Genomic DNA, 20,735 nt, shown 5'->3' on the forward strand with positions numbered 1-20,735 from the left:
CGATGGCCCGCCCCCTCGCGGTGAGGGGGCGGGCCATCGGTCCATGTGTGTACGGGACGCACGGTCCGTACGGTCAGCGTGCCACCGGCACATACGGCGCGAGCGCCGCCGCCAGTTCCTCATGGACCCGGGCCTTGAGCACCGTGCCCTCGGGGGTGTGCTCCTCGGAGAGCACCTCGCCCTCGGCATGCACCCGCGAGACCAGTCCGCCCTCCGTGTACGGCAGGAGGACCTCCACCTCGACCTCGGGCCGGGGCAGTTCGGCGTCGATCAGCGCGAGCAGCTCGCCGATTCCGGTGCCCGTACGCGCGGAGACGGCGATCGCGTGCCGCTCCATGCGCATCAGACGCTGGAGGACCAGCGGATCGGCCGCATCGGCCTTGTTGATCACCACGACCTCGCGTACGTTCACGGCGCCCACATCGCGGATCACCTCGCGCACGGCCGCGATCTGCTCCTCCGGCGCCGGGTGCGAGCCGTCCACCACATGCAGGATCAGATCGGAGTCACCGACCTCCTCCATGGTGGAGCGGAACGCCTCGACGAGGTGGTGCGGCAGATGCCGGACGAATCCGACGGTGTCGGCCAGCGTGTAGATCCGGCCGCTGGGGGTCTCGGCCCGGCGCACGGTCGGGTCGAGGGTCGCGAACAGCGCGTTCTCCACGAGCACGCCGGCACCGGTGAGCCGGTTGAGCAGCGAGGACTTGCCCGCGTTGGTGTATCCGGCGATGGCGACCGACGGCACCCGGTGGCGCCGCCGCTCCTGGCGCTTGATCTCGCGGCCGGTCTTCATCTCCGCGATCTCCCGGCGCATCTTCGCCATCTTCTCGCGGATCCGCCGCCGGTCCGTCTCGATCTTGGTCTCACCGGGGCCTCGGGTGGCCATACCGCCACCGCCACCGCCACCCATCTGCCGGGACAGCGACTGGCCCCAGCCGCGCAGCCTCGGCAGCATGTACTGCATCTGGGCCAGCGCGACCTGTGCCTTGCCCTCACGGGACTTGGCGTGCTGGGCGAAGATGTCCAGGATCAGGGCCGTACGGTCGACGACCTTGACCTTGACGACGTCTTCGAGGTGGATGAGCTGGCCGGGGCTCAGCTCTCCGTCGCACACGACGGTGTCTGCGCCGCTGTCCAGCACCAGGTCCCGCAGCTCCTGGGCCTTGCCCGAGCCGATATAGGTGGCCGGATCGGGCTTGTCCCGCCGCTGGATGACTCCGTCGAGCACCAGCGCGCCCGCCGTCTCGGCCAGGGCCGCCAGCTCGGCGAGGGAGTTCTCCGCCTCCCCCACGGTGCCCGAGGTCCACACGCCGACCAGCACGACCCGCTCGAGGCGGAGCTGCCGGTACTCGACCTCGGTGACGTCCTCCAGCTCGGTGGAGAGACCCGCCACACGCCGTAGCGCGGCGCGGTCGGAGCGGTCGAACTGGTCGCCGTCCCGCTCGCCGTCGATCTCGAAGCTCCAGGCGACATCCTCTTCCATCAGGGCATCGGCCCGGAGGCTGTCCGTGCGGTGGTTCGCGAAGCTCTGCGTGTCCTGGGAAGGGGAAGAAGAGGAGGTCATTGGATCCTTACGTCGCGTGGGAAGGCCGTCGAATGCCGACCGCTGTAGTCACAACGCGTGACGATCGGGAATGATTCCCGGCGCCGCCGACATCTCGATGGTGACACGGTTCCGCCCGGCCGTCACTCGTGTTTGCGCCCCGGCTCTCCCGCCTGCTCTCACGCTCCGTCGCGGGACCGCGCCACACCGGGCGGCACGGCGGCGGCTCCGGGGCGGTGCCGCGCGTCCCGTGCCGGGTCACGGTCACCGGGGTCGGTCCGCCAGTCCGGGTGACCCGGCATCGGCGGGGTCGTCCGCCCGTACAGCCACTCCCTGAAGAATCCCGAGAGATCGCGCCCCGAGATCCGTGAGGCCAGCGAGGTGAAGTCCGCGGTGGTGGCCGTCCCGTCCCGGTGGATCCGTACCCAGTCCCGTTCCAGCCGCTGGAAGGCGTCGACGCCGATCCGCTGCCGCAGCGCGTACAGGACCAGGGCGCTGCCGTCGTACACGACCGGCCGGAAGAGACTGATCGGCCGGCCCGGGGTCGGCGGTTCCGGGGCGGCGGGAGGTCCGCCGGCCGCCCGCCAGCGGTCGGAGTTGCGGTACGCGTTGCGCATCCGCGTCTCCAGTGACTTCTTGGCGTGCTCCTCCGCGTACCGCGCCTCGTACCAGGTCGCGTGGCCCTCGTTGAGCCAGAGGTCCGACCAGGTGCGCGGCGAGACGCTGTTCCCGAACCAGTGGTGGGCCAGCTCATGGACCATGATCGAGTCGACGTACCACTCGGGGTACTCCGGACGGGTGAACAGGGAACGCTCGAACAGCGTGAGGGTCTGTGTCTCCAGCTCGAAGCCCGTGTCCGCGCCGGCGATCAGCATGCCGTACGTCTCGAAGGGGTACGGCCCCACCTCCCGCTCCATCCACCGCAGGTGGTCGGGCGTCTTGGCGAGCCAGCGCTCCAGTTTCGCGCGGTCGGCGGCCGGCACCACGTCCCGTACGGGCAGTCCGTGCGGCCCCTTGCGATGGACCACGGCCGAGTTCCCGATCGAGACCTGTGCGAGTTCCGTGGCCATGGGGTGGTGGGTGCGGTAGGTCCAGAGCACGGTTCCGGCATGGCGGGTCTTCGCCACGGGAAGTCCGTTGGCCACCGCGGTCAGCCGCTCGGGCGTGGTGATGCGGAAGGTGAAGTAGGCCTTGTCGGCGGGGTGGTCGTTGCTCGGGAACACTCGGCGCGCGGCATCGGCCTGGTTGGCCATCGCCAGTCCGTCGGTGGTGCGCAGCCAGCCGCCGTCCTTGCCGTCCGTCTCACTGGTGTGATGAACGGTGATCCGCATCCGCGTGCCGGTGTCGATCGCGCCACGCGGAGTGACCACCAGGTCCTCTCCGGCTTTCGCGAACCTCGCGGGGGTGCCGTTGACCTCGACCGAGCGGACTCTGCCCTGGGTGAAGTCGAGGTTGACGCGCTCCAGCCGCTCGGTCGTCAGGGCGTCGATCCTGGTGACGGCGTCGAGCGGCTTGGTGTTGTCGCCGCTGTAGGTGAAGGCGAGGTCATAGGCGGTGACGTCGTAACCGGGGTTGCCGAGGTACGGGAAGAGGGGGTCGCCGATACCGAGGGGCTCGGGCGGGGGCAGTGTCGCGGCGACAAGGGTGGCCGAGGCAGCGGCGGCCAGCAGGGCGGCGCGCAGTCGGCGATTGGTGAACGGCATGATGTACGGCTATCAGCGCCTGCCCTCACCCGTCCGGCGGCGCGCTCCGTACCCACCCGAAAGGGGCAGGTCGGAGCGCGGAAGCCCGCCGGATGCCGTTCTGTCACGCGGTTGACGGGGTCCCGCTTCAGGCTGTCGCCGGGTGCTGGGCGCGGCTCACGTCGTACACCCCCGGTACATCGCGCATCGCGCGCATCAGGGCGGACAGGCCCGCCGCGTCGGGCAGTTCGAGGGTATAGGTGTGCCGTACGCGCTGTTCGCTGGGCGGCTCGACGGTGGCCGAGACGATCGCCGCGCCCGCCGTGGCAATCGTCTCCGTGAGGTCGGCGAGCAGCCGGGGCCGCCCGAAGGACGCGACGTACAGCGTGACCACGCACTCCGAGGCGTCCCCCCAGCTCACCGCGACCGGCTCGCGGTCCAGCGCCCGCATCCGGTCCACCGCCCGGCACTCCTGCCGGTGGACCCTGACCACACCGCCGCGGACCGGGAAGCCGGTGACGGCGTCGGGCGGTACGGGGGTGCAGCAGCCGGCCAGCCGTACGGTCGCTCCCGGCAGGTCCACCACGGCGTTGGCGGTGGAGCGGCGGTCCGCGGTGGGGGCGTGGGAGGCGCGGGGCGTGGCATCGGGCGGCCCCACCGCTTCGGGGTGCGCGGCCAGCCATCCGGTGATGGCGATCCTGGCGGCGGCCGTACGGGCATGGTCCAGCCACTCGGGAGAGGGTCCGGAGGACGCGTCCTGGGCCAGCAGGAGCTGGACCGTGTCGCCGTCGCTCAGGACCGTACTCAGCGGCGTCAGACGCCCGTTGACCCTGGCCCCCAGGCAGCGGTGCGCGGCCTCGCCGTACTGCGCGTACGCGGCGTCCACACAGGTCGCCCCGGCCGACAGCCCCAGGAGCCCGCCCTCGGCACGGAAGACCGTGATCTCCCGGTCCTGGGCGAGGTCCGCGCGGAGCGTCGTCCAGAAGGTGTCCGGGTCGGGTGCGGCCTGCTGCCACTCCAGGAGCCGGGAGAGCCAGCCGGGCCTGGTCGGGTCGGTCCGCTCGCCGTCCTGGATCTCCGCGCCCGCCCCGGGCCCGGTGCCGTCCGCCGGTCCCGGACCGTCGACCGACGCGTACGGATTGCCGAGCGCGACGACTCCGGCCTCGGCGACCTTGTGCATCTGGTGCGTGCGGATGAGGACTTCGGCGACGGCGCCGTCCGGGCCCGCCACGGCCGTGTGGAGCGACTGGTACAGATTGAACTTGGGCGCGGCGATGAAGTCCTTGAACTCGGAGATCACCGGCGTGAAGCAGGTGTGCAGCTCGCCCAGCACCGCGTAACAGTCCGCGTCCTCACCGACCAGCACGAGCAGCCTGCCGAAGTCCGTGCCGCGCAGCTCGCCGCGTTTGAGCCTGGACCGGTGTACGGAGACGAAGTGCCGTGGCCGTACGAGCACTTCGGCGGCGATGCCCGCCTCCCGCAGCACGCGTCTGACGTCCTCGGAGATGGCCGCGAGGGCATCGCCCGTGGTGGCGTTCTCCGCGATCAGGGCGCGGGTGTGGGCGTACTCCTCGGGATGGAGGATCGCGAAGACCAGATCCTCCAGCTCGGTCTTGAGCGCCTGGACGCCGAGGCGTTCGGCGAGCGGAATGAGGACGTCCCGGGTGACCTTGGCGATCCGGGCCTGCTTCTCCGGGCGCATCACCCCGAGGGTGCGCATGTTGTGCAGCCGGTCGGCGAGCTTGATCGACATCACCCGGACATCGTTGCCAGTGGCGACGAGCATCTTCCGGAAGGTCTCCGGCTCGGCGGCGGCGCCGTAGTCGACCTTCTCCAGCTTGGTCACGCCGTCGACCAGATAGCAGACCTCGTCGCCGAACTCGGCGCGCACCTGATCGAGCGTCACCTCGGTGTCCTCGACGGTGTCGTGGAGGAGCGAGGCGGTCAACGTCGTGGTCTCGGCCCCCAGTTCGGCGAGGATCAGGGTCACGGCCAGCGGATGCGTGATGTAGGGCTCGCCGCTCTTGCGGAACTGTCCGCGGTGCGAACTCTCCGCGAGGACATACGCCTTGCGCAGTACGGAGAGGTCGGCGTCCGGGTGGTGCGCACGGTGCGCGTCCGCGACATGGCCCATGGCGTCCGGCAGCCGGTCCCTGGAGGCGGGGCCCAGCAACGCGGCCCTGCCGAGCCGACGGAGGTCGATCCGGGGAAGGCCGCGTCTGCGACTGTGGGCACCAGGGCTGGTGGCCTCTGCACTCATGGGCGCCTCCGGGCAGCTTCGACCGGCGGTGCGAAGAACGGGAACGCCCTCCGGGCCGGTGCTTGATGCTACCGAGCCCACCACGTGGAGCAGTCCCGCTCCCGCCCGGCGTGAAACGGATCACCCATTCGAGCGAAGCCCCGGCGAACCTCACGGACGCCCCGAACAGCAGAAGCTCCGGGTCGAAGCCCTAGGCCTGGGCGTTCGCGAGCCAGTGCGGGTCGATGTGCCCCTCCGCGACGATCACGGCCGGCCCGGTCATCTCGATCCCGCCGTCGGGCCGTTCCGTGATGAGCAGCCGGCCGCCGGGGAGATCCACGGTGTACGTGACGGGGGCACCGGTCACGGCCGGGTCGGCGCCGTCCCTCCGGGCGGCGGCCACGGCCACGGCGCACGCGCCCGTACCGCAGGAGCGGGTCTCGCCCGAGCCGCGTTCGTGCACCCGCATGGCGACGTGGCGCGGGCCCCGGGAGACGACGAATTCGACATTGACGCCGTCCGGGTAGACGGACGAGGGGCTGACCGGCGGCTCGGTGAGCAGCGCGCCCGCGTGCGCGAGGTCGTCGACGAACGCGACCGCGTGCGGATTGCCCATGTTGACGTTACGTGCCGGCCAGGCGCGGCCGCCAACGGTGACCGTGGCGCCCTGCTCGGGGAGCGCGGCGCGCCCCATGTGGACCGTGATGTCGCCCTCCCTCGCGGGACCTCCGGCCGGGCCCGTGCTCTTGGCGAGGTGCGCCCGCTTCACTCCGGCGCGGGTCGCCACGGCCAGATCGCCCGCCTCCACCAGTCCCGCGCGCTGGAGATAGCGGGCGAAGACCCGGACGCCGTTGCCGCACATCTCGGCGACCGATCCGTCGGCGTTGCGGTAGTCCATGAACCACTCGGCCTCGGCTGCCATGTCGTGTGCCTCGGGGTGCGCGGCGGACCGTACGACATGGAGCAGCCCGTCGGCACCTATTCCGGCCCGGCGGTCGCACAGGGCGGCGACGGCCCTGGCGGGCAGGTCGACGGTGTTGTCCGGGTCGGGGACGATCACGAAGTCGTTCTCGGTCCCATGGCCCTTGAGGAAGGCGATCGGAGTGGTCTGCGAGGTGCTCACGGGCCCATCGTACGAGCAGCCACCGACAAGGGCCGCCGCTCCGAGGCCGACCGGATCTCCCGCGTCCTCGCCCCGGCCCCGCGCCCCGCGGCCCCGCCGGTCGTGCGCCGTGGTCAGCGCAGCCGGGCGACCCGCCAGACGGCGAGGGCGACCAGTGCGGCGGCCATGGTCACGTACAGGGCGATGACCCGCCAGTCGGGCCGTTCCCCGGAGGCACGCGACGGCAGCCCCGGCCAGGTGTGGCCGACCCGGCTGGCGGCCATCATGCCCCAGCCCGCGGCGCAGCAACTGATCAGGAGTCCCAGCATGGCGACGACCGCCCCGCCGTCCCCGGTGCCGAAGGCGAGGGGGAAGGCGAACATCAGGGAACCGATCGCCGCGAGCCCCACGATGGGCGCGAGCTGCCAGATCCGCAGTCGGCGCTGGGGCCGCAGCTCGACCTCGACCTCGGGGGTCACGGTCTGCTCTTCCGGCCCGTCGGGACTCAGTCCCGGAGCGTCGTTCCGCGTGTCCGGTACGGTTGGTTCTCTGTCACGAGGGCCGGCCTCCATCGCCACGCGCCCTCCCCATTCGGACTCCACTGGCCGATCGATGCCCGATGGTCGATCGATGCTCGATGATGGCACGCCCGGAGGGACCGCACGCACGAGCGGAGCGTCCCGATGCCATCACGTGATCAGGCTGTGACCGCTCGTTCGACCAACGCCAGCGCCCGGTGCGGGAGTTCCTCCCGCTGCTCCGTTCCACCGCCCAGCCAGTGCACCCGTGAGTCGCGGCGGAACCATGAATCCTGGCGGCGCGCGAAGCGTTTGGTGGCGCGTACGGTCTCGGCGCGCGCCTCTTCGTCGGTGCACTCCCCCGCGAGCGCCGCGAGCACCTGCTGATAGCCGAGCGCACGCGAGGCGGTACGGCCCCGGCGCAGCCCCTGGCGCTCCAGGGTGCGCACCTCGTCCACGAGTCCGGCCTCCCACATCCGGTCCACCCGCTGTGCGATGCGGATGTCCAGCTCGGGCCGGGCGACATCGACCCCGATCTGGACGGTGTCGTAGACGGCGTCATGGCCGGGGAGATTGGCGGTGAAGGGCTTGCCGGTGATCTCGATGACCTCCAGCGCCCGGACGATACGGCGGCCGTTGCTGGGCAGGATCGCGCGGCCGGCCTGGGGGTCGGCGGCGGACAGCCGGGCGTGCAGGGCGCCCGAGCCGCGCGTGGTCAGCTCCTTCTCCAGCCTGGCGCGCACCTCGGGGTCGGTGCCGGGGAAGTCGAGGGCGTCGATGGCCCCCCGTACGTACAGCCCCGAGCCGCCCACCAGGACGGGGGTACGGCCCGCCGCCAGCAGCCGGTCGATCTCGGCCCTGGCCAGCCTCTGGTACTCGGCGACGCTGGCCGTCTCGGTGACGTCCCAGATGTCCAGGAGGTGGTGCGGGATACCGGCGCGTTCGCCCGCCGTCAGCTTGGCGGTTCCGATGTCCATTCCGCGGTAGAGCTGCATGGAGTCGGCGTTGACGACCTCACCGTCGAGTTGCCGGGCGAGATGGACGCCCAGATCGGACTTGCCGGCCGCGGTGGGACCGACGACGGCGATGACCCGCGGTGCGGTAGCTGCGCTTCTCACCGCCCCAGTCTTGCAAACTCGCAGGCCCGTACCCGAACGAGTTACGTGACGGCGTGCGGCCGGGTTCGTTGCCTGTTGCGAGGGTTCCGTCGCCGGTGTTCCGTACGGCGCTCCCGCGTGCGGGACGGCGCACCCGAGCGGCGCGGAATTTCACCCTCACGAGTATTCTATGGAGAAGATATGGGTGTGTTTTCACGGCTTCGCCGGAAGTCAGCAGCCGCGTCCGTGGCGTCAACCGAGGAAGCAGAGGCCGCCACTGCGACGGCCGATGCGGCCGGTTTCACGGGTCGGGACGCCGCGCGGGACGGGGCCGAGGTCGGGGCGAAGGAGACCGGAGCGGCGGGGGCCGGGCCGGCCGAGAGCGACAGGACCGAGGCGCCGGCCGCGGAGGGCGTGGAGATCCCCAAGCAGCAGTCGGCGGAGGCAGCGGCGGACAACGAGGCCGGGAAGAGCACCCGCGGCTAGGGTCTTTCGTTTGGATCCGGCTGTACCAGGGCACGCGACCCAGCAAGATCCAAACGAGCGGCCCCAGGTCGTTGTCTCCTCCGAGGGAAGGTGGGCCATGGGCTTCATGGATACGTTGAAGGCCAGAATCGCTCCGGCCAAGGACAAGGTCTCGGACTTCGCGCAGCAGCACGGAGGCAAGATCGAACACGGGCTGGAGAAGGCCGCCCGTACGGTCGATCAGAAAACCAAGGGCAAGTACAGCGACAAGATCGACGCGGGGACGGGCAAGGCGAAGGATGCCCTGGGCCGGTTCACCCACAAGGACGACGGCAGCACTCCGCCGCCGCCACCGCCCGCCTCCTGATCCTCGGCAACGGCTGTGGACGGCCGCGCGGCGCCTCCGGGCACCGCGCGGCCGCCGCGTTTCCGGGCCTGCTCGGCACCAGCCCGAGCACCAGCCGCGCCTATGCAGCAGCCGGGCCCAGGCCGTGTCTGACGCATAGCGTCGTCCGCCCGCAGGGCGGGGCGCGCGGCGGCTGGTGCGTGCGATCGCAAGGCGGAGGACCGCCCGCGTACTGGACGTACTCGGGCGACTCCGACAACGCCGCGAGCGTGCGTGCCAGGCGTCGCGCGCCAGACGGGATGTGGCAGACACGGCCTAGGTCCAGGCCGCGACGAAGTATCCGACGCCGTAGGGGGCGGCCTCGTACAGCAGCTCACCGCTCAGAGCCACGTCGTCGGCGGCACCGGCAAGAAGCTGCCAGGGCGCGCGGCCCGCGGCCTTGAGGTCGTACGCCAGCTCCGCGTCCAGCGCCTTCAGCGCCGCCGCGTCGGCCGCCGCCAGGGCCCGTGCCACGGCTTCGTCGAAGCCGGCCGCACGCTCGTCCAGATATCCGGGCGCCTTGAGCGTGCGGCAGGCGCTGCCGTCGCCCATCACCAGCAGGGCCACGCGGTCGGAGCGGGCCGCGATCTCCTTGCCCGCCTGGACACACCGGTCAGTGGCGAGAGGTTCGCCGACGCCGAGCCCCCAGACCGGGGCGGCGGACCAGCGGACACGCTCCAGGAGCCAGGCCGCGACCGCGAGCGAGGCCGGCAGCTCGCGCTGGGCGTTGCCGCCCTCGGAGCGCCCGGCGCCCGCTCCGGCGTGCGCCGCCGTGTCCGTCCGTATATCCGCTCCGGCGCGCGCCCCGCCCAGTACGACATCGCGGGCCACCCCGAACCCCCGGAACGAGCCGGTCGCGCCCTCCGGGTACTCCCCCCGGCCCTCCTGCCCCGTGGGCCCCACGACGACCAGCAGATCGGGCCGAGCCGCCGCCAGCACCCCCAGCGCGTCTTCGCACGCCGCACGCGCCTCGTCCAGTTCCGGAGCCGCCGACGCGGCCACCTCCGGCACGAGCAGCGGTGGGCAGGGGCAGACGGCAGCGGCGACCAGCATGATCGAACCCTAACGCGGGCGCCGCGCCCCGGGGCCGGCCGTCAGCCGGCGGCGCATCCGCCGGTCGCCGCGGGCAGCGGAGCCGGTACACCGACCGTGGGCAGCCCCAGCAGCACCCCCGCCGGCTTCGCGGCCTCGGCGGCGTTACGCCGCTCCCAGGCGTCCCCGGCGCGGGTGCGCCGTACCTCCCGGGTCGGCCCCTCGGCGAGCAGATGGTGCGGGGCGGCGTAGGTGATCCCGACGGTCACCACATCGCCGGGGCGCACTTCCCCGTCCGGCTTGGTGAAGTGCACGAGCCGGTTGTCGCGGGCGCGTCCGGAGAGCCGGTGGGTGGCGCCGTCCTTGCGCCCCTCGCCCTCGGCGACCATGACCTCCAGCGTCCTGCCGACCTGCTTCTTGTTCTCCTCCCAGGAGATCTCCTCCTGGAGGGCGGACAGTCGCATATAGCGGTCCTGGACCACGTCCTTGGGGATCTGTCCGTCCATCTCGGCGGCCGGGGTCCCGGGGCGCTTCGAGTACTGGAAGGTGAAGGCCTGCGCGAAGCGCGCCTCGCGCACCACCCGCATGGTCTGCTCGAAGTCGTCCTCGGTCTCGCCGGGGAAGCCCACGATGATGTCGGTGGAGATGGCGGCGTGCGGGATGGCGGCGCGCACCTTGCCGATGATGCCGAGGTAACGGTCCTGCCGGTACGAGCGGCGCATCGCCCGCAGCACGGTGTCCGAGCCGGACTGGAGCGGCATATGGAGCTGCGGCATCACATTGGGCGTCTCGGCCATCGCCGCGATCACGTCGTCCGTGAAGTCGCGCGGATGCGGTGACGTGAAGCGGACCCGCTCCAGGCCTTCGACGGCCCCGCAGGCCCGCAGCAGCTTCGAGAACGCCTCGCGGTCGCCGATGTCGGAACCGTACGCGTTGACGTTCTGGCCGAGCAGCGTGATCTCGGAGACGCCCTCGGAGACCAGTGCCTCGATCTCGGCCAGGATGTCGCCGGGGCGGCGGTCCTTCTCCTTGCCGCGCAGCGCCGGGACGATGCAGAAGGTGCAGGTGTTGTTGCAGCCCACGGAGATGGAGACCCACGCGGCATAGGCGGACTCGCGGCGGGTCGGCAGCGTGGAGGGGAACGCCTCCAGCGACTCGGCGATCTCGACCTGCGCCTCTTCCTGGATCCGCGCGCGCTCCAGGAGGACGGGCAGCTTGCCGATGTTGTGCGTCCCGAAGACGACATCGACCCAGGGCGCCCGCCGCACGATGGTGTCGCGGTCCTTCTGCGCCAGACAGCCGCCGACGGCGATCTGCATCCCGGGCCGCTTGGTCTTCATGGGGGCGAGCCGGCCGAGATTGCCGTACAGCTTGTTGTCGGCGTTCTCCCGCACCGCGCAGGTGTTGAAGACGACGACATCGGCGTCCCCGTCGGAGCCCTCGGGCGCCCGGACGTACCCGGCTCCCTCCAGCAGGCCCGACAGCCGCTCGGAGTCGTGGACATTCATCTGGCACCCGTAGGTGCGCACCTCGTAGGTCTTCGCGCTCATCTCGCCCACCAGAGTACGGGGTCCCTCCGGACCGGCGCCCCTGGCTTGTGCGCGACAGCGGCCGGGCGACGGCCCGGGCCGCGGCGACAACCGGGCCTGGTCTTCGCGGGTGGTGAGCTGGCAGGATCGCGGCATGTTCGCGGCGCTGTCCCGTATCGGCCGTGGCCGGGTCCTCCAGGGCGCCGCCGCGTTGGTGGTGTTCGGGCTGCTGGTGTGGTGGCTGGTGCCCTTCGGGCCGGCGTCGCCCAAGGGGTCGGTCACCTTCAGTACGGGCGTGCCGAGCGGGGTCTACCAGCGGTACGGAACGCTCCTCAAGGAGGACCTCGGCCGCGATCTGCCGGATGTCTCGATACAGCTCAAGACCAGCGAGGGCTCGCAGCAGAACCTCGCGTGGGTGGCGACCGGCAAGGCCGATTTCACCGTGGCCACCGCCGATGCCGTCGCCAAGTACCAGGAGGACCGGAAGCCGTTCGCGGACCGGCTGCGCGGGTGCGCGCGGCTGTACGACGACTATGTGCAGCTCGTCGTCGCCAAGGACTCGCCGATCCGCTCCGTCGCGGGGCTGCGCGGCAGGACGGTGGGCGTGGGGCAGCAGGGCTCCGGGGTACGGCTGATAGCCGACCGGATCATGACGGCCGCGCACCTCGACCCTCAGCGGGACATCACCCCGGTGCCGGCCGGCATAGACACCATGCCGGACCTGCTCGAACACCACCGTCTGGATGCGTTCTTCTGGTCGGGCGGGCTGCCCACCGCGGCCGTGGACGTGCTGTCGAAGCGCTTCGACATCCGGCTGATCCCCCTGGAGCCGGAGCTCATCGCCGGACTCCACGCTTCGGGCGAGGCGGCCTCCCGCTACTACCGCTCCGCGGCGATACCGGCCGACGCCTATGGCGAGGTGCGGAACGACGGTGCGGCCGTGCCGACGGTGGCGGTGGCGAATCTGCTGGTCACCACGGACCGCATGGGCGCCGGGCTGACGGAGGGCTTCACCCGTACGGTGATCGACAGCCGGGACCGGATCGGCAAGCAGGTCCACCCGGCGCAGCTCGTCGACCTGAGGACGGCCATCTACACGGCGCCGCTGGAGCTGCACGAGGGCGCGATGCGCTACTACCACTCGGTCAAGCCCTAGGGCGTATCACGTCAGGCCCTGGTCCGTATGCCAGATCCCAGCCCGTATCGCGTCAGGCCCCGGTCCGTATCGGGCCGGAGCCGGCACCTCAGGGTATCGGCGACGACCGTGGAACACTCAGCGTCACCCGCAGCCCGCGCGGCTCGCCGTGCGCGTAGGTGATCGAGCCGCCGCCCGCCGCCAGCAGCGCCCGGGAGATGGACAGGCCGAGACCCGACCCCTTGATGTTCTGGTGACGGTTGCTGCGCCAGAACCGGTCGCCTATCCGGGCGATCTCGTCGTCCGTGAGCCCCGGCCCGCCGTCATTGATCGAGATCGTGGACGTTTCACCATTACGGGCGACCGTCACCGTGACCTCTTCACCCGCCGGAGTGAACTTCAGGGCATTGTCGATGACCGCGTCCAAGGCGCTGGAGAGCGCGGTCGGGTCGGCCCAGGCGGTGACCGCGGCGGGGTGCTCGGTCAGTCTCACGCCCTTCTCCTCGGCCAGTGCCCGCCATGCCGCGACCCGTTCCGTCGTCAGTTCCCCGATGTCCGTGAGCCGAAGATCGGCGGGGGCGTGCTCCGCCAGCGCCAGGTCCAGCAGATCGTCCAGGACCTGCGCGAGGCGCCTGCCCTCCGTCCGTACGGAGGCGATCTCCTCGTTCCCCTTGGGCAGTTCCAGCGCGAGCAGCTCGATGCGGAGCAGCAGGGCGGAGAGCGGATTGCGCAACTGGTGGGAGGCGTCGGCGACAAAGGCGCGCTGCTGCTCCAGCACCTCTTCGACGTTGTCGGCCATCTCGTTGAACGAGCCGGCCAGCCGCCGCAGTTCGGGCGGTCCCCCGGCCGCCGCCACCCGCGAGTTCATCCGGCCGGTGGCGATGTCGTGCGTCACGGCGTCGAGTACGCGTACGGGCCTGAGCACCCAGCCCGTCAGCCGGATCGCGGCTCCAACGGCCAGCAGCATGGCCAGCGCCTCACCCGCGGCGATCAACAGCCAGCCCTTCAGGATGCGCCAACGCATCTGCCCGGTGGGCGAGTCGGTCACCACGACCGCGACCACGTCGCCGTCCCGTACCACCGGCGAGTCCACGATGAGCCTGCTGTTCTGCCAGGGCCAGACCTGCTCGGGATCGTCGCTGCGGCGGCCCAGCAGGGCCTCCTGGAAGGACTGCCGCCCCTCCCCCTCCGCGGGCACCGTCCAGTCCTTGGGGGCGCGGGCCATGTAGTCGTTGTCACGGTAGAAGACGCCGACCTTGATCCCGTAGACCTCGTGGTAGCGGGTGAGTTCCTCCTCCAGCAGCGCGCGCCGCTCGTCGGCGCCCGCCCGGCCCTCGGCGACGAACTGCGCGAGGGCCGCGACCCGGGTGGTGTCGTCGATCCGGTCGACGACGACACGCTGCTGCTGCGCGGCGGCGAGGCTCATCGCGAGCGGGAAGCCCAGCGCGACGAGCACACCCGCCATGAGGATGATGAGCAGCGGCAGCAGTCGGGAACTCACGGGACGTTACGGTCCTTGATGCGCGGCCGGGACGACCAGCCGGTAGCCGACGCCTCTGACGGTCTCGATCAGCGCGGGCATGCCGAGCTTGCCGCGCAGCGACGCCACATGGACTTCCAGGGTCCGCCCCGTACCTTCCCAACTGGTGCGCCACACCTCGCTGATGATCTGCTCGCGCCCGAAGACCACCCCGGGCCGCTGGGCGAGCAGGGCCAGCAGATCGAACTCCTTGCGGGTGAGCTGGACGGGCGTACCGTCCACGGTGACCCGCCGCGTGGGCAGTTCCAGCGTGAGACGCCCGAGCCGCTGGGCCGCCTCGGCCGGCGGTCCCGCCTCCTCGCCGCCCGTACGCCGCCGGCTCACCGCGTGGATACGCGCCAGGAGTTCACCGGTGTCGTACGGCTTGACCACATAGTCGTCGGCCCCGAGGTTGAGGCCATGGATACGGGAGCGGACATCGGCCCGCGCGGTCACCATGATGACCGGGGTCGAGGTGATCCGCCGGATCTTCCCGCAGACCTGGTAGCCGTCCTGGTCGGGCAGGCCGAGGTCGAGCAGCACCACCGCGAACGGTTCCTTGCCCGCGTTGGCGGCGGGCAGCAGGGCCTGGAGCGCCTCCTCGCCGCTTCTGGCGTGCACGACCTGGAAGCCGTGCTTGGCGAGCACGGCCGCCAGCGCCGCCGCGACATGATCGTCGTCCTCCACGAGCAGCAGTCTCACGGGCCCCCTTCGCGGTCGTGATCGCACAACGTATCCGGGCATCCATTCCGATGTGGCCGTGCCAGTCAAGAGTCTTCCCGTTACGCCAAGGTTTCCGTTACCCACCCGGTACTCCCCGCACCGCCCTCTTCACACGGAGTGTCCGGTTGCAGCCGGATCGTTATGCTCAATTTCAGCTCAGATGTGATGACGCTGGTCGCAGGGCGTGACTAGGGTCCTCCCAACCGAGGAGGACGGAGCAAGAAGCCGATGAGCGGAGTGTCAGTGACCAAGGGCGCCGAGGACGCCGTGCCCGCGACGGGCGATCTGGTCGTACTGAGCAACGTGAACAAACACTTCGGCGCGCTGCATGTGCTCCAGGACATCGATCTGACCATCGCCCGTGGCGAGGTCGTGGTCGTCATCGGACCTTCCGGGTCCGGCAAGTCCACACTGTGCCGCACCATCAACCGCCTGGAGACCATCGATTCGGGCGAGATCTCGATCGACGGCAAGCCGCTGCCGCAGGAGGGCCGTGAACTGGCCCGGCTGCGTGCGGATGTCGGCATGGTCTTCCAGTCGTTCAACCTCTTCGCACACAAGACGGTGCTGGAGAATGTGACGCTGGGCCAGATCAAGGTCCGCAGGACGGACAAGAAGAGCGCCGAGGAGAAGGCCCGCGGGCTGCTCGACAGGGTCGGCGTCGGTTCACAGGCCGACAAGTACCCCGCCCAGCTCTCCGGCGGCCAGCAGCAGCGCGTCGCCATCGCACGGGCTCTGGCGATGGATCCGAAGGTCATGCTCTTCGACGAGCCGACCTCGGCGCTCGACCCCGAGATGATCAACGAAGTGCTCGAAGTCATGCAGCAACTCGCGCGTGACGGTATGACGATGGTCGTCGTCACCCATGAGATGGGCTTCGCGCGCTCCGCGGCGAACCGGGTCGTCTTCATGGCGGACGGCCGCATCGTCGAAGAGGCCACGCCCGACGCGTTCTTCAGCAATCCGCGAAGCGACCGCGCCAAGGACTTCCTCTCGAAGATCCTGCATCACTGACCGTTCATCACTGAACAAGGCGCTTCACTTCACTGAACACGGCTCTTCACACGGCACCGAGTTCGGCAGAACCCGTTCGTCCACGTCTCACCCGAGGGAAGTTCACGCATGAAGCTTCACAAGGCAAGCGCGGCCGCCGCCGCGGCTCTCGTCCTCTCCCTGACCGCCACCGCGTGCGGCGGCGACAGCAGCGACGACGCCGGCGGCGACAGCGGTGGCGGGAAGATCACCATCGGTATCAAGTTCGACCAGCCCGGCCTCGGCCTGAAGAAGCCGGACGGCACGTACGCGGGCTTCGATGTCGATGTCGCCACCTATGTCGCCAAGGAACTGGGTTACGACGCCAAGGACATCGTCTGGAAGGAGTCGCCCAGCGCCGAGCGCGAGAACCTGATCTCCAACGGAGACGTGAAGTTCGTCGTCGCCAGCTACTCGATCAACGACGAGCGCAAGCAGAAGGTCGACTTCGCCGGCCCGTACTTCCTCGCCCACCAGGACCTGCTGGTCCGCTCGGACGACAGCGCCATCACCAAGGCCGAGGACCTCAACTCCAAGAAGCTCTGCTCCGTGACGGGTTCCACCTCGGCGCAGAACGTCAAGGAGGAACTCGCCCCCAAGGCCGACCTCCAGGAGTTCGGCGGCTACTCCGAGTGCCTGACCGGCCTGGAGAACAAGGCCGTTGACGCCCTGACCACGGACGACTCGATCCTCGCCGGGTACGCCTCGCAGCAGGAGCACCAGGGCAAGTTCAAGCTCGCTGGCCTCAAGCTCAGCGACGAGAACTACGGCATCGGTCTCAAGAAGGGCGACACCGATCTGCAGACCAAGATCAACGCCGCGCTGAAGAAGATGGAGTCGGACGGCTCCTGGCAGAAGGCCGTGACCGCCAACTTCGGCCCGTCCGGCTACAAGAACGAGCCCGCTCCGGCGATCACCGAAGGCAGCTAGGGTCTTTCGTTCGGATCTGGCGGCACCAGGGCACGCGAGCCCAGCAAGATCCAAACGAGAGGCCCTAGGACACGGCCTGGCGGGGCCGGACAGGCCCGGCCGGGCCAGACAGGAGTGACGCGCCGCCGGCCCGCCCGGCGGCGCGTACCGACCAGCCAACCAGGGGAGAGCGCGGAGCATCGTGTTCGACTTTCTTGATTCCGGGCAGTACGACCTGCTCGGCGCCTTCTGGGTGACGGTGCAGCTCACCCTCTACTCCGCAGTTGGTTCTCTCATATGGGGAACGCTGCTGGCCGGGATGCGGGTCAGTCCTGTGCCGCTGATGCGTGCCTTCGGTACCGCGTACGTCAATCTGGTCCGTAACACGCCCCTGACCCTGGTCCTCGTGGCCTGTTCACTGGGGCTCGGTCTGACCCTCGGGATCACGCTCGGCGGCCAGGACTTCAAAGCCATGGGCTTCCGGCTCGCCGTCCTGGGACTCGTGGCCTACACCGGCACCTTCGTCTGCGAGTCCCTGCGCTCCGGTATCAACACCGTGCCGGTCGGCCAGGCCGAGGCGGCCCGTGCGCTGGGGCTCAGCTTCTTCCAGGTGCTGACGCTGATAGTCCTTCCGCAGGCGTTCCGCTCCGTGGTGGCACCGCTGGCCAACGTACTGATCGCGCTGACCAAGAACACCACGGTGGCCTCGGCGATCAGTGTCGCGGAGGCATCGGCGCTGATGAAGACAATGCTGGAGAACGAGACCAGCGCGCTCTTCGCGGTATTCGCGGTGTTCGCGTTCGGATTCATCGTTCTCACTCTTCCGACCGGTCTGATCCTGGGCTGGGTCAGCAAGCGAGTGGCGGTGAAGCGATGAGTGCCACGTCCGTTCTGTACGACACCCCCGGGGTACGTGCCAAGCGGCGCAACATCATCTACACGATCGTGTTCCTGGTGGTCCTCGCGCTCGCCGCCTGGTGGGTGCTGGCGGTGATGGCCGAGAAGCAGCAGCTCGCGTCCGAGAAGTGGAGCCCGTTCGTCACGGACGCCAAGGTCTGGACGACCTATCTGCTGCCGGGGCTCGGCGAGACCCTGAGGGCCGCGGCGCTGGCCATCGTGATCGCGCTGCCGCTCGGCGCGCTGCTCGGTATCGGCCGGCTCTCCGACCACGCCTGGATCCGGGTCCCGGTCGGTGCCGTCGTCGAGTTCTTCCGGGCCATCCCGGTACTGCTGATGATGGTGTTCGCCGCCCAGCTCTACACGCAGTACACCGATGTCTCGTCGGATCTGCGCCCCCTGTACGCCGTGGTCACCGGTCTGGTGCTCTACAACGCCTCGGTAATGGCCGAGATCGTACGGGCCGGCATCCTCTCCCTGCCGAGGGGCCAGACGGACGCGGCGAAGGCCATAGGCATGCGCAAGGGCCAGACCATGTCGTACGTACTGCTGCCGCAGGCGGTCACGGCGATGCTGCCGGCCCTGGTCAGCCAGCTCGTGGTGATCGTCAAGGACACGGCACTGGGTGGTGCGATCCTCGGTTTTTCCGAGTTGCTCTCGCAGGGCCGCACCATCACCGCGAACTACGGTGCCAACACCATCGCCACGTTCGCCGTCATCGCGCTGATCTACATCGCGCTGAACTTCCTGCTCACGACCTTGGCCGGATGGCTGGAGCAGCGGCTGCGCCAGGGCAAGAAGAGCACGGGCGCCGTGCTGACCGCCGATGATGTGCAACAGGCCAGTGCGCCGGGCCGTACCCCGGACGGCGGAGGCGCCTGAGGCGTACGGGACAGGGGGTGTACGCGCCGCTCAGGCCGTCGCTTGACGCAAGCACCCCCAGTGGGTTGCATACGTTCTGTGATCACGTACCGGGCTCCTACCGCCCTTGACCGCAAGACCGCACGGGCCGGAGGGGTCGCGCCGTGGACCCGGTGATCGTCGCCGGCGCGGGCCCCGTCGGACTCGCGCTCTCCCTGGCCCTCGCCGCGCAGGGAGTCCCGTCCGTCGTCCTGGACGAGGGTGCGGGCGCGGACGAGCAGCGTCCCGCCCGTACCGCCATACTGCGGCCCGACACCGCCGCCCTGGTGGCCCGGCTCGGCTGTACGACCCTCGGCGACGAGGGGACCCACTGGACCGGCTGGCGGCTGATGCGGCGCAAGCAGCTCATGCGGGAGCTGCCGCTCGGCGGTGAGAACGGCGCCCCCGCCCCCCTGCACATCCCGCAGCACGCCCTCACGCGCGGGCTGCGGGACGCCATCGCCGACCAGGAGCTGGTACGGCTCGCCACCGGCAGCCGGCTCGACTCGCTGGAGCAGGACGAGCGCGGCGTCACCGTGCACACGCGCGGCCCCGGCGCGACCTGGTGGCGCGGCAGCCATCTGGTGGGCTGCGACGGCGCAAGGTCGACCGTCCGCAAGCTGCTCAACATCCGCTTCCCGGGGCGCACGGCCGTGGAGCGGCATGCCGTCGCCGCGCTCCGCGTCGAACTCCCCTGGCCGGACCAGGCGCTGCTGCACCGTCAGCCGCCCTGGCCCAGCGGTGGCGAGGAGGTGTCGGCCAGGCCCCTCGCGGACAGCGTGTGGCGGCTGGACTGGCTGCTGCCCGCGCGCGGCGAATTGGTCACGCCCGACGCCCTCGTGACGCGGTTACGGGACACCCTGGCCGGCTGGTGCGGCGAGACCCCGCCGTACGAGCTGCTCGACACCGGCGTCTACACGCTCCACCACCGGCTCGCCAGGCGGTGGCGGGTCGGCAGGGCGTTCCTGGCCGGGGACGCGGCCCATCTGCTGGGCGCGGTGGGTACGCAGGGACTCGACGAGGGGCTGCGTGATGTCGCCAACCTCGCCTGGAAGATCGCCGAGGACTGGCACCGGGGCGCGACGGAGACCCTGCTCGACAGCTATCAGGCCGAACGGCGCACCGCCGTCGCCTCCCGGCTGCGCGCCGCCGACCAGTCGCTGCCGATACTGCGTGGCGGCAGCGGGCTGCGTACGTACATGCCGGGCGCGCGCGGGTACGACACGCTCCTCGCCGACGGGCACCTGGGGCACGGGCCATTGGGAGCACCGCCCTCGTATCCGCACTCCCCCCTCGCGCCTCCGTACGCCGAGGCGCAGACGGCCGTGGGCACACCGCCCGGCGGTCCGGTCACGGATGTGCTGGTCATGGCGCCGGACGGGACGACCGCGCGGCTCAGGGACCGGCTGTGGCGGGGCCGGCTCCTGGTGGTGCTGGTCGCGCCGGGCACCGGGGTGTGGGACCGGCGGCACTGGGTGTCCGCGGGGGTGATGCCGCGGCTCGCCGCCGCGGTGAAGGCCCTGCCGGTACGGGCGGAGCTGCTGGTCACCGAGGCGTATCCGGGCGCCGCCGCCCACTGTGTGCTGCTCGTACGGCCGGACGGGCACCTGGTCACGGCCTTCGGCGGGGTGCGCCCCGCCGATCTGTACGCAGCGGCCGACGCGGCGCGCGGAGGTACTCCTTCCGTTTCATCCCGGACGTCGGGGCCGCCGACGACCGACCGCACTGTGAACATCAATTGACCGACGCGGGCGCACATGGTGTACTCCGGAACGTGACTGACACCGATGTGCGCCTGTGGCGGAGGGTCCATATGGACCTGGTCCGCTATGCGGGCTGCGTGTGTCGTACGTCCTGTTGATTCGCCCCCTTGTCTTCACTCGCTCGCCGCGCTCGTCGCGGCAGCACACGCTCGCGAACCTTCCAGGACGGTCACCATGTCTCAACCCGCACGTACCCCCACACCGGTCACCACCCCTGCCGGGCCCCCCACCAATCCCTTATACACATCTCCGACACCACGAGACC

The 20,735-nt window shown here is 70.5% G+C and carries 19 protein-coding genes; 9 read left to right on the forward strand and 10 right to left on the reverse strand.

The window, feature by feature from the left end:
• Nucleotides 1–73: 73 nt before the first annotated feature.
• The 6 genes from hflX to miaA all read right to left on the reverse strand — a co-directional run bounded on the left by hflX (nucleotide 74) and on the right by miaA (nucleotide 8,202).
• Nucleotides 74–1,564, reverse strand: a complete 1,491-nt coding sequence (hflX, locus tag WH07_RS04435; protein WP_046495501.1) for a GTPase HflX — start codon at nucleotides 1,562–1,564, stop codon at nucleotides 74–76.
• Nucleotides 1,565–1,722: 158 nt separating this feature from the next.
• Entirely contained in the window at nucleotides 1,723–3,246 is a 1,524-nt protein-coding gene (locus WH07_RS04440) for a M1 family metallopeptidase (protein ID WP_046495502.1), read from the reverse strand.
• A gap of 127 nt (nucleotides 3,247–3,373) precedes the next feature.
• Nucleotides 3,374–5,485: a RelA/SpoT family protein gene (locus tag WH07_RS04445; RefSeq protein WP_046495505.1), complete on the reverse strand. Its 2,112-nt coding sequence runs from the start codon at nucleotides 5,483–5,485 to the stop codon at nucleotides 3,374–3,376.
• Nucleotides 5,486–5,675: 190 nt separating this feature from the next.
• On the reverse strand, nucleotides 5,676–6,587 hold the full coding sequence (dapF, locus tag WH07_RS04450; RefSeq protein WP_046495508.1) for a diaminopimelate epimerase: 912 nt from the start codon (nucleotides 6,585–6,587) through the stop codon (nucleotides 5,676–5,678).
• Nucleotides 6,588–6,700: 113 nt separating this feature from the next.
• Nucleotides 6,701–7,138 carry a hypothetical protein gene (locus WH07_RS04455; RefSeq protein WP_046495512.1) on the reverse strand — a complete coding sequence of 146 codons (438 nt, stop codon included), beginning with the start codon at nucleotides 7,136–7,138 and terminating at the stop codon, nucleotides 6,701–6,703.
• Between the two features lie 125 nt (nucleotides 7,139–7,263).
• A complete protein-coding gene (gene miaA, locus WH07_RS04460; RefSeq protein WP_046495515.1) occupies nucleotides 7,264–8,202 on the reverse strand; it encodes a tRNA (adenosine(37)-N6)-dimethylallyltransferase MiaA in 939 nt (312 codons plus the stop codon).
• A gap of 225 nt (nucleotides 8,203–8,427) precedes the next feature.
• On the opposite strand from miaA, the gene WH07_RS04465 reads away from it, so the two are divergent.
• Nucleotides 8,428–8,667, forward strand: coding sequence for a gliding motility protein (locus tag WH07_RS04465; RefSeq protein WP_232788713.1), 240 nt, complete (start codon nucleotides 8,428–8,430; stop codon nucleotides 8,665–8,667).
• 97 nt (nucleotides 8,668–8,764) lie between these two features.
• On the forward strand, nucleotides 8,765–9,013 hold the full coding sequence (locus tag WH07_RS04470) for an antitoxin (RefSeq protein ID WP_046495519.1): 249 nt from the start codon (nucleotides 8,765–8,767) through the stop codon (nucleotides 9,011–9,013).
• A gap of 294 nt (nucleotides 9,014–9,307) precedes the next feature.
• Here WH07_RS04470 and WH07_RS04475 read toward each other — a convergent pair whose 3' ends face one another.
• Entirely contained in the window at nucleotides 9,308–10,084 is a 777-nt protein-coding gene (locus WH07_RS04475; protein ID WP_046495522.1) for a class III extradiol dioxygenase subunit B-like domain-containing protein, read from the reverse strand.
• Between the two features lie 41 nt (nucleotides 10,085–10,125).
• Nucleotides 10,126–11,613 (reverse strand): tRNA (N6-isopentenyl adenosine(37)-C2)-methylthiotransferase MiaB, encoded by a 1,488-nt coding sequence (gene miaB / locus WH07_RS04480; protein WP_046495561.1) that lies wholly within the window; start codon nucleotides 11,611–11,613, stop codon nucleotides 10,126–10,128.
• Nucleotides 11,614–11,746: 133 nt separating this feature from the next.
• On the opposite strand from miaB, the gene WH07_RS04485 reads away from it, so the two are divergent.
• The gene (locus WH07_RS04485; protein ID WP_046495524.1) at nucleotides 11,747–12,748 is read left to right on the forward strand and encodes a TAXI family TRAP transporter solute-binding subunit; all 1,002 of its coding nucleotides are present in this window, start codon (nucleotides 11,747–11,749) and stop codon (nucleotides 12,746–12,748) included.
• A gap of 88 nt (nucleotides 12,749–12,836) precedes the next feature.
• Here the strand turns inward: WH07_RS04485 and WH07_RS04490 are convergent, their stop codons facing one another.
• Both WH07_RS04490 and WH07_RS04495 read right to left on the reverse strand, forming a co-directional pair.
• On the reverse strand, nucleotides 12,837–14,228 hold the full coding sequence (locus WH07_RS04490) for a sensor histidine kinase (RefSeq protein ID WP_046495528.1): 1,392 nt from the start codon (nucleotides 14,226–14,228) through the stop codon (nucleotides 12,837–12,839).
• A gap of 6 nt (nucleotides 14,229–14,234) precedes the next feature.
• A complete protein-coding gene (locus WH07_RS04495) occupies nucleotides 14,235–14,948 on the reverse strand; it encodes a response regulator transcription factor (RefSeq protein ID WP_046495532.1) in 714 nt (237 codons plus the stop codon).
• A gap of 249 nt (nucleotides 14,949–15,197) precedes the next feature.
• Here WH07_RS04495 and WH07_RS04500 point away from each other — a divergent pair, with 249 nt between their 5' ends.
• The 6 genes from WH07_RS04500 to WH07_RS41910 all read left to right on the forward strand — a co-directional run bounded on the left by WH07_RS04500 (nucleotide 15,198) and on the right by WH07_RS41910 (nucleotide 20,568).
• Nucleotides 15,198–15,983, forward strand: coding sequence for an amino acid ABC transporter ATP-binding protein (locus WH07_RS04500; RefSeq protein WP_046495536.1), 786 nt, complete (start codon nucleotides 15,198–15,200; stop codon nucleotides 15,981–15,983).
• Nucleotides 15,984–16,091: 108 nt separating this feature from the next.
• Nucleotides 16,092–16,931: a glutamate ABC transporter substrate-binding protein gene (locus tag WH07_RS04505; RefSeq protein WP_046495539.1), complete on the forward strand. Its 840-nt coding sequence runs from the start codon at nucleotides 16,092–16,094 to the stop codon at nucleotides 16,929–16,931.
• Between the two features lie 181 nt (nucleotides 16,932–17,112).
• Complete coding sequence (locus WH07_RS04510; protein WP_046495541.1) at nucleotides 17,113–17,787, forward strand: amino acid ABC transporter permease; 675 nt, start codon at nucleotides 17,113–17,115, stop codon at nucleotides 17,785–17,787.
• On the forward strand, nucleotides 17,784–18,689 hold the full coding sequence (locus tag WH07_RS04515) for an amino acid ABC transporter permease (RefSeq protein WP_046495543.1): 906 nt from the start codon (nucleotides 17,784–17,786) through the stop codon (nucleotides 18,687–18,689). Before WH07_RS04510 ends, WH07_RS04515 begins: the two co-directional genes overlap by 4 nt.
• 143 nt (nucleotides 18,690–18,832) lie before the next feature.
• On the forward strand, nucleotides 18,833–20,449 hold the full coding sequence (locus WH07_RS04520; protein ID WP_046495545.1) for an FAD-dependent monooxygenase: 1,617 nt from the start codon (nucleotides 18,833–18,835) through the stop codon (nucleotides 20,447–20,449).
• 47 nt (nucleotides 20,450–20,496) lie between these two features.
• Nucleotides 20,497–20,568, forward strand: a complete 72-nt coding sequence (locus WH07_RS41910; protein ID WP_332836340.1) for a putative leader peptide — start codon at nucleotides 20,497–20,499, stop codon at nucleotides 20,566–20,568.
• The last annotated feature ends 167 nt before the right edge of the window (nucleotides 20,569–20,735 follow it).

Source organism: Streptomyces odonnellii, assembly GCF_000981895.1.
Classification (GTDB): domain Bacteria; phylum Actinomycetota; class Actinomycetes; order Streptomycetales; family Streptomycetaceae; genus Streptomyces; species Streptomyces odonnellii.

Bases quoted from the DNA above. Each gene is read 5' to 3' on its own strand.
- WH07_RS04515 (WP_046495543.1), top strand. From the start codon at position 17,784: ATGAGTGCCACGTCCGTTCTGTACGACACCCCCGGGGTACGTGCCAAG.
- miaB (WP_046495561.1), bottom strand. From the start codon at position 11,613: ATGAGCGCGAAGACCTACGAGGTGCGCACCTACGGGTGCCAGATGAAT.
- WH07_RS04440 (WP_046495502.1), bottom strand. From the start codon at position 3,246: ATGCCGTTCACCAATCGCCGACTGCGCGCCGCCCTGCTGGCCGCCGCT.
- WH07_RS04485 (WP_046495524.1), top strand. From the start codon at position 11,747: ATGTTCGCGGCGCTGTCCCGTATCGGCCGTGGCCGGGTCCTCCAGGGC.
- WH07_RS04470 (WP_046495519.1), top strand. From the start codon at position 8,765: ATGGGCTTCATGGATACGTTGAAGGCCAGAATCGCTCCGGCCAAGGAC.
- WH07_RS04445 (WP_046495505.1), bottom strand. From the start codon at position 5,485: ATGAGTGCAGAGGCCACCAGCCCTGGTGCCCACAGTCGCAGACGCGGC.
- WH07_RS04500 (WP_046495536.1), top strand. From the start codon at position 15,198: ATGAGCGGAGTGTCAGTGACCAAGGGCGCCGAGGACGCCGTGCCCGCG.
- WH07_RS04475 (WP_046495522.1), bottom strand. From the start codon at position 10,084: ATGCTGGTCGCCGCTGCCGTCTGCCCCTGCCCACCGCTGCTCGTGCCG.
- WH07_RS04505 (WP_046495539.1), top strand. From the start codon at position 16,092: ATGAAGCTTCACAAGGCAAGCGCGGCCGCCGCCGCGGCTCTCGTCCTC.
- WH07_RS04455 (WP_046495512.1), bottom strand. From the start codon at position 7,138: ATGGAGGCCGGCCCTCGTGACAGAGAACCAACCGTACCGGACACGCGG.
- hflX (WP_046495501.1), bottom strand. From the start codon at position 1,564: ATGACCTCCTCTTCTTCCCCTTCCCAGGACACGCAGAGCTTCGCGAAC.